General features: G+C 70.9%; 17 protein-coding genes. 14 read left to right on the forward strand and 3 right to left on the reverse strand.

Annotated features, from left to right (window positions below):
• Positions 1–35 precede the first annotated feature (35 nt).
• The 14 genes from AB0B50_RS21865 to AB0B50_RS21930 all read left to right on the forward strand — a co-directional run bounded on the left by AB0B50_RS21865 (position 36) and on the right by AB0B50_RS21930 (position 11,753).
• Positions 36–623 carry a GNAT family N-acetyltransferase gene (locus tag AB0B50_RS21865; RefSeq protein ID WP_362334227.1) on the forward strand — a complete coding sequence of 196 codons (588 nt, stop codon included), beginning with the start codon at positions 36–38 and terminating at the stop codon, positions 621–623.
• A gap of 114 nt (positions 624–737) precedes the next feature.
• On the forward strand, positions 738–821 hold the full coding sequence (locus tag AB0B50_RS21870) for a putative leader peptide (RefSeq protein ID WP_320591900.1): 84 nt from the start codon (positions 738–740) through the stop codon (positions 819–821).
• 146 nt (positions 822–967) lie between these two features.
• Positions 968–2,665, forward strand: a complete 1,698-nt coding sequence (locus tag AB0B50_RS21875) for a nitrite/sulfite reductase (RefSeq protein WP_362334230.1) — start codon at positions 968–970, stop codon at positions 2,663–2,665.
• Positions 2,662–2,841 carry a hypothetical protein gene (locus AB0B50_RS21880; RefSeq protein ID WP_362334232.1) on the forward strand — a complete coding sequence of 60 codons (180 nt, stop codon included), beginning with the start codon at positions 2,662–2,664 and terminating at the stop codon, positions 2,839–2,841. Before AB0B50_RS21875 ends, AB0B50_RS21880 begins: the two co-directional genes overlap by 4 nt.
• Entirely contained in the window at positions 2,838–3,551 is a 714-nt protein-coding gene (locus tag AB0B50_RS21885) for a phosphoadenylyl-sulfate reductase (protein ID WP_362334235.1), read from the forward strand. Before AB0B50_RS21880 ends, AB0B50_RS21885 begins: the two co-directional genes overlap by 4 nt.
• Positions 3,551–4,132, forward strand: coding sequence for an adenylyl-sulfate kinase (cysC, locus tag AB0B50_RS21890; RefSeq protein WP_362334238.1), 582 nt, complete (start codon positions 3,551–3,553; stop codon positions 4,130–4,132). The genes AB0B50_RS21885 and cysC overlap by 1 nt, the downstream gene beginning before the upstream one ends.
• Complete coding sequence (gene cysD / locus AB0B50_RS21895; RefSeq protein WP_362334241.1) at positions 4,129–5,082, forward strand: sulfate adenylyltransferase subunit CysD; 954 nt, start codon at positions 4,129–4,131, stop codon at positions 5,080–5,082. Before cysC ends, cysD begins: the two co-directional genes overlap by 4 nt.
• Before the next feature lie 2 nt (positions 5,083–5,084).
• Positions 5,085–6,449, forward strand: a complete 1,365-nt coding sequence (locus AB0B50_RS21900; protein ID WP_362334244.1) for a GTP-binding protein — start codon at positions 5,085–5,087, stop codon at positions 6,447–6,449.
• Between the two features lie 256 nt (positions 6,450–6,705).
• The gene (locus tag AB0B50_RS21905) at positions 6,706–7,809 is read left to right on the forward strand and encodes an aliphatic sulfonate ABC transporter substrate-binding protein (RefSeq protein WP_362334247.1); all 1,104 of its coding nucleotides are present in this window, start codon (positions 6,706–6,708) and stop codon (positions 7,807–7,809) included.
• Between the two features lie 36 nt (positions 7,810–7,845).
• Positions 7,846–8,637, forward strand: a complete 792-nt coding sequence (locus AB0B50_RS21910) for an ABC transporter ATP-binding protein (protein WP_362334250.1) — start codon at positions 7,846–7,848, stop codon at positions 8,635–8,637.
• Positions 8,624–9,532, forward strand: a complete 909-nt coding sequence (locus tag AB0B50_RS21915) for an ABC transporter permease (protein ID WP_362334253.1) — start codon at positions 8,624–8,626, stop codon at positions 9,530–9,532. The genes AB0B50_RS21910 and AB0B50_RS21915 overlap by 14 nt, the downstream gene beginning before the upstream one ends.
• A 6-nt stretch (positions 9,533–9,538) precedes the next feature.
• Complete coding sequence (locus AB0B50_RS21920; RefSeq protein WP_362334256.1) at positions 9,539–10,327, forward strand: sirohydrochlorin chelatase; 789 nt, start codon at positions 9,539–9,541, stop codon at positions 10,325–10,327.
• 11 nt (positions 10,328–10,338) lie between these two features.
• The gene (locus AB0B50_RS21925; protein WP_362334259.1) at positions 10,339–11,196 is read left to right on the forward strand and encodes a hypothetical protein; all 858 of its coding nucleotides are present in this window, start codon (positions 10,339–10,341) and stop codon (positions 11,194–11,196) included.
• 47 nt (positions 11,197–11,243) lie between these two features.
• Positions 11,244–11,753 carry a GNAT family N-acetyltransferase gene (locus AB0B50_RS21930; RefSeq protein WP_362334262.1) on the forward strand — a complete coding sequence of 170 codons (510 nt, stop codon included), beginning with the start codon at positions 11,244–11,246 and terminating at the stop codon, positions 11,751–11,753.
• A gap of 105 nt (positions 11,754–11,858) precedes the next feature.
• Here the strand turns inward: AB0B50_RS21930 and AB0B50_RS21935 are convergent, their stop codons facing one another.
• The 3 genes from AB0B50_RS21935 to AB0B50_RS21945 all read right to left on the reverse strand — a co-directional run bounded on the left by AB0B50_RS21935 (position 11,859) and on the right by AB0B50_RS21945 (position 13,870).
• The gene (locus AB0B50_RS21935) at positions 11,859–12,863 is read right to left on the reverse strand and encodes a 2-dehydropantoate 2-reductase N-terminal domain-containing protein (protein WP_362334265.1); all 1,005 of its coding nucleotides are present in this window, start codon (positions 12,861–12,863) and stop codon (positions 11,859–11,861) included.
• 61 nt (positions 12,864–12,924) lie between these two features.
• Complete coding sequence (locus AB0B50_RS21940; protein ID WP_362334268.1) at positions 12,925–13,308, reverse strand: DUF4440 domain-containing protein; 384 nt, start codon at positions 13,306–13,308, stop codon at positions 12,925–12,927.
• Positions 13,301–13,870, reverse strand: coding sequence for a DUF1697 domain-containing protein (locus AB0B50_RS21945; RefSeq protein ID WP_362334272.1), 570 nt, complete (start codon positions 13,868–13,870; stop codon positions 13,301–13,303). Before AB0B50_RS21945 ends, AB0B50_RS21940 begins: the two co-directional genes overlap by 8 nt.
• Between the last annotated feature and the right edge of the window lie 11 nt (positions 13,871–13,881).

Genomic DNA, 13,881 nt, shown 5'->3' on the forward strand with positions numbered 1-13,881 from the left:
CGCCGCGGATCTCGGACCGTGATTCTCTGAGCCCCATGAGCATCACTGTCACCACCTGGTCCCTGGAGCAGACGTCTCCCACCGACCTGCTCCCGGCCGCCGCGCCCGACGGCGACGTGCGGATCGTGCGCGCCGAAGTGCCCTCGCCCGAGTTCAGCCGGTTCCTGTACGCGTCCGTGGGCGGGGACATCCGCTGGACCGACCGGCTCTCCCTCACCCACGCCGAGTGGCAGAAGCTCCTCGATCGGCCGGGCGTGGAGACCTGGGTCGCCCACGAGAACGGCACGCCCGCCGGGTACGTGGAGCTGGCGGCCCGGGGCGAGAACGGCGACGGGCCGGAGGGCGTCGTGGAGATCGTCTACTTCGGGCTGATCCCCGCCTTCCGCGGGCGCCGCATCGGCGGCCACCTCCTCTCGTACGCCACCGCCCGCGCCTGGGACCTGGCCGAGCGGTGGCCGGGGCTCGCACCGACCGAGCGCGTCTGGCTGCACACCTGCTCCAAGGACGGCGAGCACGCCATGGACAACTATCAGCGGCGCGGCTTCAAGCTCTTCGACACGAAGGTCGAGCAGGAGCCGGACGTCGTGACCCCCGGGCCCTGGCCGGGGGCGCACCGCGCCTGATCCACAAGTGGCCCATGAGTGACCCACGACACCCTTGTCCGCGATTCGGGACAAGGGTGTCCACATTTTGGATAATGCTGGACTGGGTCGAAAGTCCCGTGACACGCTTCCGGCATGGATCGCACTGGAATTGCCTTGGTGAGTCGGCGTCACGTCGACCTCGGCCGCATGTCCAGCGCCATGTGTCCGGCTTGCTGATCGACTCAGCACTGCCGCACTTCTGATCCCCGATCGCCCTCGATCTTCCCTGAACCCTCCCTGCGCAGCGCCGCGCGCACATTTCCGCATGTGCCCATACCCGCAGGTCAGAGCCGCATTTCCCGCTGCCCGAAGGACGTACAACCATGCCCACCACTCCAGAGAAGCCCGCCCCAGCCACGCCCCGCCGCAAGGCGAGCCGTCACCGCGGCGAGGGCCAGTGGGCCGTAGGTCACTTCACTCCGCTCAACGGGAACGAGCAGTTCAAGAAGGACGACGACGGTCTCAATGTGCGGACACGCATTGAGACGATCTACTCCAAGCGCGGATTCGACTCGATCGATCCGAACGACCTGCGCGGGCGGATGCGCTGGTGGGGCCTGTACACCCAGCGCAAGCCCGGGATCGACGGCGGCAAGACCGCGATCCTGGAGCCGGAGGAGCTGGACGACGAGTACTTCATGCTCCGGGTCCGGATCGACGGCGGACGCCTGACCACCGAGCAGCTGCGCGTCATCGGCGAGATCTCCCAGGAGTTCGCACGCGGCACCGCCGACCTCACCGACCGGCAGAACATCCAGTACCACTGGATCCGCATCGAGGACGTCCCCGAGATCTGGCGGCGCCTGGAGGCCGTGGGGCTCTCCACGACCGAGGCCTGCGGTGACACGCCCCGCGTGATCCTCGGCTCGCCGGTCGCGGGCATCGCCGAGAACGAGATCATCGACGGCTCCTCCGCCATCGACGAGATACAGCGCCGCTTCATCGGCAACCCCGACTTCTCGAACCTGCCGCGCAAGTTCAAGTCCGCGATCTCCGGCTCGCCGCAGCTCGACGTCGCGCACGAGATCAACGACGTCGCCTTCGTCGGCGTCCACCACCCCGAGCACGGCCCCGGCTTCGACCTGTGGGTCGGCGGCGGCCTCTCCACCAACCCCAAGCTCGGTGTGCGCCTTGGCACTTGGGTGTCGCTGGAGGACGTGCCCGACGTGTACGGCGGCGTCATCGGCATCTTCCGCGACTACGGCTACCGCCGGCTGCGCAACCGCGCCCGCCTGAAGTTCCTCGTCGCCGACTGGGGCCCGGAGAAGTTCCGGCAGGTCCTGGAGGACGACTACCTGGGCCGCAAGCTCGCCGACGGGCCCGCGCCCGAGCAGCCCAGCGGCGTCTGGCGCGACCACCTCGGTGTGCACCAGCAGAAGGACGGGCGCTTTTACGTCGGCTTCGCACCCCGCGTCGGCCGCGTGGACGGCACCACCCTCACGAAGATCGCCGAGGTCGCCGAGGCACACGGCTCGGGCCGCCTTCGCACCACCGCCGAACAGAAGATGATCGTGCTCGACGTCGAGCGGGAGCAGGTCGACTCGCTCGTCTCCGCGCTCGAAGCCCTCGACCTCAGGGTCAACGCCTCGCCCTTCCGGCGCGGCACCATGGCCTGCACCGGCATCGAGTTCTGCAAGCTCGCCATCGTCGAGACCAAGGCGCGCGGCGCCTCGCTCATCGACGAACTGGAGCGCCGCATCCCGGAGTTCGACGAGCCGATCACCATCAACATCAACGGCTGCCCGAACGCCTGCGCCCGCATCCAGGTCGCCGACATCGGCCTCAAGGGCCAGCTGGTCCTCGACGACGAGGGCAACCAGGTCGAGGGCTACCAGGTGCACCTGGGCGGCGCGCTCGGCCTGGACGCCGGCTTCGGCCGCAAGGTCCGCGGCCTGAAGGTCACCGCGGCCGAGCTGCCCGACTACGTCGAGCGGGTCCTCAAGCGCTTCCAGGAGCAGCGCGAGGAGGGCGAGCGGTTCGCGACGTGGACCGCGCGCGCGTCCGAGGAGGCCCTCAAGTGAGCGAGCGTGCCGCCCCCTTCCACTGCCCCTACTGCGGCGACGAGGACCTGCGCCCGAACGAGACCGGGCACGGTGCCTGGGAATGCGCGGCGTGCAATCGAGCCTTCCAGCTGAAGTTCCTCGGGCTGCTCTCCCGGGGCGTTCGGCACACCAGCGGTGGAGGGGAAGAGATATGACGACGGCTCAGGATCAAGAGCTGCGTACGAACGAGGAGTTGAAGGCTCTCGCCGAGCAGGCCGGGCGCGACCTGGAGGACGCCTCCGCGTTGGAGATCCTCCAGTGGGCGGTCGGCACGTTCGGCGCCAGGTTCTGCGTGACCTCCTCGATGGAGGACGCGGTCGTCGCCCACCTCGCCTCGCGGGCCCTGCCGGGTGTGGACGTCGTGTTCCTCGACACCGGCTACCACTTCCCGGAGACCATCGGCACCCGCGACGCCGTCGAGGCCGTGATGGACGTCAACGTCATCACCCTGACGCCGCGGCAGACCGTGGCCGAGCAGGACGCGGAGTACGGCCCCGAGCTGCACGACCGCGACCCCGACCTGTGCTGCAAGCTGCGCAAGGTGCGGCCCCTGGAGGACAGCCTCAAGGGCTACGCCGCGTGGGCCACCGGGCTGCGCCGCGACGAGTCGCCGACCCGCGCGAACACCCCGGTCGTCGGCTGGGACGAGAAGCGGCAGAAGGTCAAGGTCTCGCCGATCGCCCGCTGGACGCAGGACGACGTGGACGCGTACGTCACCGAGCACGGCGTACTGACCAACCCGCTCCTGATGGACGGCTACGGCTCGGTGGGCTGCGCGCCCTGCACCCGCCGCCTCCTGGAGGGCGAGGACGCGCGGGCCGGCCGCTGGGCGGGGAACAACAAGACCGAGTGCGGAATCCACTGATGCCCGCGCCACAGACCCAGCAGCTACAGACCCGGGAGAACCACGTGACGACCGGAGCCACCGTCTGGCTCACCGGCCTGCCCAGCGCCGGCAAGACCACCATCGCGTACGAACTGGCGGGCCGCCTGCGCGAGGAGGGCCGCCGCGTCGAGGTGCTCGACGGCGACGAGATCCGCGAGTTCCTCTCGGCGGGCCTCGGCTTCAGCCGCGAGGACCGGCACACCAATGTGCAGCGGATCGGCTTCGTCGCCGAACTCCTCGCGCGCAACGGCGTGTTGGCCCTGGTCCCGGTGATCGCCCCGTTCGCGGACAGCCGCGAGGCGGTGCGGGGGCGCCACAAGGCGAACGGCACCGCGTACGTCGAGGTGCATGTCGCGACGCCGGTCGAGGTCTGCTCCGTACGCGATGTGAAGGGCCTGTACGCCAAGCAGGCGGCGGGCGAGATATCCGGGCTCACCGGGGTCGACGACCCCTACGAGGTGCCCGCATCGCCCGATCTGCGCATCGAGTCGCAGGACCAGACCGTGCAGGAGTCGGCGGCGGCCTTGAAGGCGCTGCTCACCGAGAGGGGTCTCGCATGACGACCGTCGCCGCTGTGACCGATGAGGGCACCGACAGCGAGGGCAACGACAGCCCGTACGCGCTCAGCCACCTGGACGCCCTGGAGTCCGAGGCGGTGCACATCTTCCGTGAGGTGGCCGGCGAGTTCGAGCGGCCGGTGATCCTCTTCTCCGGTGGCAAGGACTCCATCGTCATGCTGCACCTGGCGCTGAAGGCGTTCGCCCCGGCGTCGATCCCCTTCTCGCTGCTGCATGTGGATACCGGGCACAACTTCCCCGAGGTCATCGCGTACCGCGACCGCGTGGTCGCCGAGCACGGGCTTCGGCTGCACGTCGCCTCCGTGCAGGAGTACATCGACGCGGGCAAGCTGCGCGAGCGGCCCGACGGCACGCGCAATCCGCTGCAGACCGTGCCGCTCACCGAGAAGATCCAGAGCGAGAAGTTCGACGCGGTCTTCGGCGGCGGGCGCCGCGACGAGGAGAAGGCCCGCGCCAAGGAGCGGGTGTTCAGCCTGCGCGACGAGTTCTCGCAGTGGGACCCGCGCCGCCAGCGCCCCGAGCTGTGGCAGCTCTACAACGGCCGGCACGCGCCCGGCGAGCACGTCCGCGTCTTCCCGCTCTCCAACTGGACCGAGCTGGACGTGTGGCAGTACATCGCCCGCGAGGGGATCGAGCTCCCGCAGATCTACTTCGCGCACGAGCGGGACGTCTTCAAGCGCTCCGGGATGTGGCTGACCGCGGGCGACTGGGGCGGCCCCAAGGAGGGCGAGGAGGTCGTCAAGCGGCTGATCCGCTACCGCACGGTGGGCGACATGTCCTGCACCGGCGCCGTCGACTCGGACGCGACGACGCTGGACGCCGTCATCGCCGAGATCGCCGCGTCCCGCCTCACCGAGCGCGGGGCGACGCGGGCGGACGACAAGCTCTCCGAGGCCGCGATGGAAGACCGCAAGCGCGAGGGGTACTTCTAACCATGAGCACCAACAGCACCGCCGAGCCGGTACAGCCGCTCTCCACCGAGCAGTTGTCCGCCACCACCCTGCTGCGGTTCGCCACCGCCGGTTCCGTCGACGACGGCAAGTCCACCCTGGTGGGCCGCCTGCTGCACGACTCCAAGTCGGTCCTCACCGACCAGCTGGAGGCCGTGGAGCGCGTCTCGGCGAGCCGCGGCGCCGAGGCCCCCGACCTGGCGCTGCTCACGGACGGCCTGCGGGCCGAGCGCGAGCAGGGCATCACCATCGACGTGGCGTACCGCTACTTCGCCACGGCCCGGCGGCGGTTCATCCTCGCCGACACCCCGGGGCACGTGCAGTACACCCGGAACATGGTCACCGGCGCGTCCACGGCCGACCTCGCCGTCGTCCTGGTCGACGCCCGCAACGGCGTCATCGAGCAGACCCGCCGCCACGCCGCGGTCGCCGCCCTGCTGCGCGTGCCGCACGTCGTGCTCGCGGTGAACAAGATGGACCTCGTCGCGTACGACGAGACGGTCTTCGCGCGGATCGCCGAGGAATTCACCTCGTACGCGGGCGAGTTGGGCGTCCCCGAGATCACCGCGATCCCGATCTCGGCGCTCGCGGGCGACAACGTCGTCGAGCCGTCCTCGAACATGGACTGGTACGGCGGCCCGACCGTCCTCGAGCACCTGGAGACGGTCCCGGTCAGCCACGACCTCACCTCCTGCCACGCACGCCTTCCCGTGCAGTACGTGATCCGCCCGCAGACCGCGGAGCACCCCGACTACCGGGGATATGCGGGGCAGATCGCGGCGGGCACGTTCCGGGTCGGCGAGTCCGTGACGGTGCTGCCGTCGGGGCGGACCTCGAAGATCTCCGGGATCGACCTGTTGGGCAAGCCGGTGGACGTGGCGTGGACGCCGCAGTCCGTCACGCTGCTCCTCGATGACGACATCGACATCTCGCGCGGCGACCTGATCGTGCCGAGCGGCGACGTCCCGAAGGCCACGCAGGACGTCGAGGCGACGGTCTGCCATGTCGCGGACACCGCGCTGAGCGTCGGCCAGCGGGTGCTGCTCAAGCACACCACCCGCACGGTCAAGGCGATCGTGAAGGAGATCCCCTCGCGGCTCACCCTCGACGACCTCTCCCAGCACCCGGAGCCGGGCCAGCTGGTGGCCAACGACATCGGCCGGGTGAAGGTCCGCACCGCGGAGCCGCTCGCGCTCGACTCCTACGCCGACTCGCGCCGCACCGGGTCCTTCCTGCTGATCGACCCGGCGGACGGCACGACGCTGGCCGCGGGCATGGCGGGCGACGCCTTCGCCACGCCCGCCGAGGAGATCAACTCGGCGGCGGACGACGAGGGTTGGGATTTCTGACCATGACCTACGTCGACATGTTCGCGACGTTCGCGAAGGAGGGCGGCCGCATCGGCAGCGGCGCCCTCGGCAGCGGGCAGGGCGGAGTGGCGCGATGTGCGGAGTGACGCCTGCGGCGGGGGCGGTGCACGCGCACCGCTCGCGCGCCCACGCCCGCCGCCTGCCCGCGGGCCCTTCCCTGCGAAGACGAAGACCTGCCGACCTCCCGGCCACGCCCTGACGGCGTGAGACCGGGCCAACGAGAGGACCACCTCCCGTGCCTGCACCACGCACCCGACTCGCCGCCCTGGCGGCCCTGCCCCTGTTCGCCCTGGCGCTCGGCGCCTGCGGCTACGGCTCAGAGGCGTCCGACACCGACGGCAAGGCCAAGATCGCCGAGGGTGCCGAGAAGATCGAAGGCCTGGACAGCGTGAAGATCGGGTACTTCCCGAACCTCACCCACGCCACCGCCCTTGTCGGCAACCAGGAGGGCCTGTTCCAGAAGGAGCTCGGCGGCACTGAGGCGAAGTACTCCCAGTTCAACGCGGGCCCCTCGGAGATCGAGGCGCTGAACGCGGGATCGATCGACATCGGCTGGATCGGCCCGTCCCCCGCCATCAACGGCTACACCAAGTCCCAGGGCAAGAACCTGCGGATCATCGGTGGTTCGGCCTCCGGCGGCGTGAAGCTCGTCGTGAACCCGAAGAAGATCAAGTCCCAGGACGACGTCAAGGGCAAGAAGATCGCGACGCCGCAGCTCGGCAACACCCAGGACGTGGCCTTCCTCAACTGGATCGCCGAGAAGGGCTGGAAGGTCGACGCGCAGAGCGGCAAGGGCGACGTTTCGGTGCTCCGCACCGACAACAAGATCACCCCGGACGCCTACAAGTCCGGCTCCATCGACGGCGCCTGGGTGCCGGAGCCGACCGCGTCCAAGCTGGTCGCCGAGGGCGCGAAGGTCCTCCTCGACGAGGCCGACCTGTGGCCGGACAAGAAGTTCGTGATCACGAACATCATCGTGCGCCAGGAGTTCCTGAAGGAGCACCCCAAGGCCGTCGAGGCCGTCCTGCGCGGCGCCGTGAAGACCAACGCGTGGATCGCGAAGAACCCCGAGAAGGCCAAGGCCTCCGCGAACGCCCGGCTGAAGGCGGACTCCGGCAAGCCGCTGCCCGCCGAGGTGCTCGACCCGGCGTGGAAGTCCATCCGGACGACCAACGACCCGCTGGCCGCGACGCTCGACGCCGAGGCGGACCACGCGGTCAAGGCCGGCCTCCTGGAGAAGCCCGACCTGGGGGGCATCTACGACCTCGGTCCGCTGAACAAGGTCCTGAAGGCCGAGGGCGAGTCCCCGGTCGACGACGCCGGTCTCGGTGTCAAGTAGCCCGCCAAGCAGCCGAGTTCCCAGGAGGCGACGACCATGGCAACCACCCTCGCCAAGGCCACGGAGGACACCCGCACCACGGCCGAGCACGCCGCCAGGATCGAGCACGTCTCGAAGTCCTTCGGCGGCCCCGCCGGACCCCAGCTCGTCCTCGACGACATCACCCTCGATGTCGCGCCCGGCGAGTTCGTCACCCTCCTGGGAGCCTCGGGCTGCGGCAAGTCGACCCTGCTCAACCTCGTCGCCGGGCTCGACAAGCCGTCCGACGGCACCATCACGACCGACGGCCGCCCGGCGCTGATGTTCCAGGAGCACGCGCTCTTCCCGTGGCTGACCGCGGGCAAGAACATCGAGCTCGCCCTCAAGCTGCGCGGCGTGCCGAAGGCCGAGCGGCGCGAGCGCGCCGATGAGCTGCTCGAACTCGTCCGCCTGCAGGGCGCGCACCGCAAGCGGGTGCACGAGCTGTCCGGCGGCATGCGCCAGCGCGTGGCGATGGCCCGCGCGCTCGCCCAGGACAGTCAACTCCTGCTGATGGACGAGCCGTTCGCGGCGCTCGACGCCATCACCCGCGATGTCCTGCACGACGAGCTGACCCGTATCTGGCGCGAGACCAACGTCTCCGTCCTCTTCGTCACGCACAACGTCCGCGAGGCCGTGCGCCTGGCCCAGCGCGTCGTGCTCCTCTCGTCGCGTCCGGGCCGGGTGGCGCACCAGTGGCGGGTCGACATCGAGCACCCGCGCCGCATCGAGGACACCGCCGTTGCGGAACTGTCCGTCGAGATCACCGAACAACTGCGTGGGGAGATCCGCCGCCATGGCAAGCACTGAGACGTCCACGCCGATCAAGGAATCCGGCCAGGGCCAGGACCTCGCGGGCCTGGAGGCGGGCCTCGACGCACTCGAGTCCGGCACGGGCCCCACCCGCACCCCGGTGAGCCAGGTCCTGGTCCAGAAGGTGCTGCCGCCGCTGACCGCCGTCCTGCTGGTCCTCGTGGTCTGGCAGGCGCTGGTCTCCTTCAAGATCGTCGACGACCCGACCAAGCTGCCCGCGCCGTCCGCGGTGTGGGACGAGGTGTCCGAGGCGTGGCTGCAGGGCACCCTGCTCGAATACATCTGGACGTCCGTCTCGCGCGGTCTGCTCGGCTTCCTGTTCGCCCTGGCGATCGGTACGCCGCTCGGTCTGCTCGTGGCGCGGGTGCGGTTCGTGCGGGCCGCGATCGGACCGATCCTCTCCGGTCTGCAGTCCCTGCCCTCCGTCGCCTGGGTGCCGCCCGCCGTGATCTGGCTGGGCCTCAACAACCAGATGATGTACGCGGTGATCCTGCTCGGCGCCGTGCCCTCCATCGCCAACGGCCTGGTCTCCGGCGTCGACCAGGTGCCGCCGCTGTTCCTGCGCGCGGGCCGCACGCTCGGCGCGACGGGGCTCAAGCACACCTGGCACATCGTGCTCCCCGCGGCGCTGCCCGGCTATCTCGCGGGGCTCAAGCAGGGCTGGGCGTTCTCCTGGCGCTCGCTGATGGCCGCGGAGATCATCGCGTCCTCGCCCGACCTCGGCGTGGGCCTCGGCAAGCTCCTGGAGAACGGCCGCAACGCCAGCTCCATGTCCCTGGTCTTCCTCGCCATCTTCCTCATCCTCATCGTCGGCATCGCCATCGACCTGCTGATCTTCAGTCCGCTGGAGCGGCGCGTCCTGCGCAGCCGCGGCCTCCTCGTGAAGAGCTGATCCGCCATGCACCGCACGCCCTTTCCCACCCGAGCCCGCCCGACGCTCCTGGTCATCGCCCACGGCAGCCGCGACCCGCGGCACGCCGCGACCGTGCGCGAACTGGTGCGCGCGGTGCGGTCACTGCGGCCCGGACTGCGGGTGGAGACGGGCTTCCTGGACTTCAACGCCCCCACCGTCGGCGGGGTGTTGGAGCGGATCGCCGCGGAAGGCGTACGGGACGTGGTGGCCCTGCCGCTGCTCCTGACGCGCGCGTTCCACGCGAAGGCGGACATCCCCGCGGTGCTGCGCCAGGCCCCGCCGGTCCTGCGTATCCGGCAGGCGGCGGTGCTCGGCCCCTCCCCGCTGCTCCTGTCCGCCCTGGAACAGCGGTTGTACGAAGCGGGGTTGGACCCCGCGGAGAAGTCCTCGACCGGGGTCGTGCTGGCCTCGGCGGGGTCGTCGGACCCGGAGGCGATCGCAGTGATCGCTGACATCGCGCGGGAGTGGCGGCGTACCGGTTGGTGCGCCGTGCGGCCTGCGTTCGCCTCCGCGTCCCTGCCGCGCACGGAGGACGCCGTGCGCGAACTGCGGGCCGTGGAGGGGGTGCGGCGGGTGGCCGTCGCCCCCTACGTCCTGGCCCCCGGCTTCCTGCCGGACCGCATCGCGCGGGGCGCCGCCGATGCCGACGTACTGGCCGACGTCCTCGGCCCCGCTCCGGCAGTGGCGCGGCTCCTCGTGCGGCGCTACGACGAAGCGCATGCCCCTGGCACCTGCCAAGTTCCTCCTCTGGCGCGGATTCCCGCACTGGCCTAGCTTGTGGGTTCATGACCCCGAGCCGATCCCGCACGCTGTGGCTGCGGACCGAACCCCTGCACGCGGTGATCTACTTCGAGGAGCGCTGCCGCGGCCTCGGCAGGGCGGTGGGCCTCAAGGGCTTCTGGATGGGGTACTTCGCCGCCCGCACCGCCCCGATGGGCCGCGTCGGCCCCGGGGTCGCCGCGGCGGCGCTCGGCGTCTTCGCTCCGGGCATGGTGGCGCGCGCCCTGCCGTCCGCCTGGGAGTACGCCTCTCCGGACCGGGTCGTCGAGGAACGCGCCCGCCTCGCGGCCCGCGCGCTGCGTGAACTGCTCCCGGACGCCAAGGCGTTGGCCTCGGCGGTCAACGAACCCCTGGCGGCCCTGGTCGAGGACGCGCCGCCGCTCGCCCGCCCTCTCTTCGCCGCCAACCGCGACCTCGCCCAGCGCTCCGACCCGGTGGAACGGCTGTGGCAACTGGCCACCTGTGTCCGCGAGTTCCGCGGCGACGCGCATGTCGCCGTACTCGCCGATCACGGCCTGGACGCCCGGGAGGCCCTGGTCCTGGCCGCCGCGACCGACCGCGTGGACCCCTCCGGCATCCGCCAGGACCGTGGCTGGAGCGAGGAGGAGTGGGCGGCCGCCGTGGACCGTCTGCGCGTCCGCGGACTGCTCGACCCGGCGGGCCACATCACCGAACGGGGCGTCACGGAACGCGAGCTGATCGAGGACGACACGGACCGCCTCGCCGACCGCCTGCTGCGCCCCCTCTCCCCCACCGAGACGGACACCCTCCTGGCGGCCCTGGAACCCGCGGCCCGGCACATCCTGGATTCGGACGTCCTCCCGTTCCCGAACCCCATCGGGCTGCCAGGGACGGTGGGCTGAGCGGAATCTGCTTGCACCGCCGCCCACCCCCCTCTACCGTCACGCGGATGACACCCGAACTGCGGTCCGAACGGCTCTCCCTCTCCCCCTATGTCGCCGCCGACGAGGCGGACTTCGTCGCACTGTTCCAGGACGAGGCCGTGGGCCGCTGGTTCGGGGACGGGATACAGAGCGCGGAGGACGACCGCGCGCTGTTCGGCCGGCTGTTCAGCCTCGTCTACGCCGAGGAGCGCTTTCCCGTGTGGGCGGTCCGGCACGAGGGGCGCTATGCCGGCCACGCCGAGATCAAGCCGTCGCCGGAGGAGTGGCTCGACGGACACGAGATCGTCTACGGCCTGACCAAGGAGAGCTGGGGCCTCGGTCTCGGCACGGAGCTGGCGCGGCTCCTGACCTCGTACGGGCACGAGACCCTGGGCCTGGCCGAGGTGCACGCGACCGTCGACTCGGAGAACGCACCGTCCCTCTCGGTCCTCAAGCGCCTCGGCTACACGCAGACGCGCGAGATACCGGAGGACACCGGCAGAACGACCCTCCAGCTGACTTCACGCCTCCCGTAGCCCCGTAAGGGCCGCGGGGAACTGGAACTATGCCCCGTAAGGGGCGCGGGGAACTGCGCGAGCAACCACAAAGCACCCGCAGACACCGAACCACCCCAAGCCGCCTCACCCCGCCCGGTCGACCACCGCCGCCAGCTCCTCGACCGTCATGCCCCCCGCGGGGCGCCCCTCACGAGCGAAGTCGTTCGCCACCCGCTGCAACACGTCGTTCACCGGCGTGGCCACCCCGTGCAACCGCCCGAGCAGGGCGATCTCGCCGTTGAGATAGTCCGCCTCGATCCGCCCCGTGCCACGGTTCAGGCTCTGCCAGGAGGAGCCGCCGCCACGCTCCGAGCCGTCGAAGGGGTCGAAGCGGATGCGGTCGCCCCGAGCCTCCCGCTGCTCCTCCTCCCCCGCCCACGCGATGCCCGCCGCGGTGAGCGCGGCCTCGCCCTCGGCGCGGGCGCGGGCGTACACGGCCCTGGCACCCTCGGAGACGAACAGGCCCGTGGTCGCCTCGATGGCGTTGGCGAGATTGGCGAGCAGCTTGCCGTACTTCCAGCGCATCACGTCCGCCACGACGGGCGCGAGGATGTTCGACTTCTCCAGGTCGGCCGCGATCCGTACGGCCGTGTCGTCGACGCCGCCGGGGTAGACCCCGATGTGCAGCATGCCGGTGTACGGGACGCCCGCGGTGGTGACGACGCCCGGTTCGTTGTGCGTGGCGGGCAGCCAGACGCACACGCCGTACACCCGACGGAAGCGGCGCAGCGCGATGCGCTCGCTGTCCACGCCGTTCTGCGCGCAGACCACCGGGAGCACCTCGCCCGCCGTGCCGCCGCCTGCCACCGGGCGCCCGGCCCACGCGCCGAGCGCCGCCTCGGCGTCCTGGGTCTTCACCGCGAGGAAGAGCACGTCGTCAGGTCTCAACTCACCCAGTTCTGCCGGGTGTTCCACTACGGGTATGCGGTGGACGCGGTTGCCGTCGGGCGTGACGAGGCGCAGCCCGTGCTCTCGCACCGCGTCCTTGTGGGCGCCCCGCGCGACGAGGACCACATCGTGTCCGGCCTCGAAGAGCCGCCCGCCGACGGTGCCGCCGATCGCCCCTGCCCCGATGATGATGTAGCGCATGCGCCCGAGCCTCGCACACGGGCGCCCCGCCGAACAGAGATCCGGCCCGCACCGAACGGATCTAGCCCGCGCTGAACGGCGTCGCCTGGTGGAACCAGAGCCGCCAGCCGCTCTCCGTACGCCGCCACAGCGAACTACGGTGTGCCGTACGGCCGTTGCTGTCCGTGTCGAAGGTCAGATGCACCAGGTCGTCGGCGAGCTGCACGCCGCGCATGCGGCAGGTCGTGACGGGGCGGCCGCCGGGCGCCGGGGCCTCCATGAGGACCCGCACGATCGACTCCCGGTCCCACCGCGCCCCGGACGCCCCGAACTCGGTGAACTCCGGGTGCAGCAGCGCCCCGAAGAGCTCGGGCGAGGCACGCACCTCGGGGTCGAGGAGGCGCAGCTCGCCCTCGATGGCGGCGTCGACGGCGGGGGTGCGGCCGGCGGAGGAGTGCTCAGACACGGGTCATCTCCACGAGCTGGGTGACGGTGTTCCAGTTGCGGGTGGTGGCGACGAGACCCTTGTTCAGGGCGGGCCGCGACAGCTGCTCGGCGAGCTTGGACCGACCGAGGCCCTCAGGGGCGTACAGGTACAGGACGCGGTCGCCGAGCCTGAACTCCTCGGGCAGGAAGGCGGCTTGATCGACGGCGGCGAAGCGGTCCGGCTCGACGGGCGCGGAGAAGTAGGTGACGTGCAGCTGCTTCGCCTCGAGGTCGGCGGCGGGGAACGGGCAGGCGTCGGCCACCGCCTTCAGATACGCGCCCTCGCGCACCAGGACGTCCACGGCGAAGCCGAAGCGCTCCTCGATCGCCGCCCGGACCTCGACGGCCAGCGACTCCTCGGTGGCCGTAGACGCCTCGTCGCCCCGGTCGGCGGTGAAGACCGCGTTGCCGCTCTGCAGATACGTCCGTACGCCGTCGAGGCCGAGCCCTTCCAGGAGCGCCCGCAGCTCGGCCATGGGCACCTTCTTGTGGCCGCCCACGTTGATGCCGCGCAGCAGCGCCGCGTAAGTCTTGATCGCCATGCGCACACGAT

The organism is Streptomyces sp. NPDC041068 (assembly GCF_040647455.1).
Classification (GTDB): Bacteria; Actinomycetota; Actinomycetes; order Streptomycetales; family Streptomycetaceae; genus Streptomyces.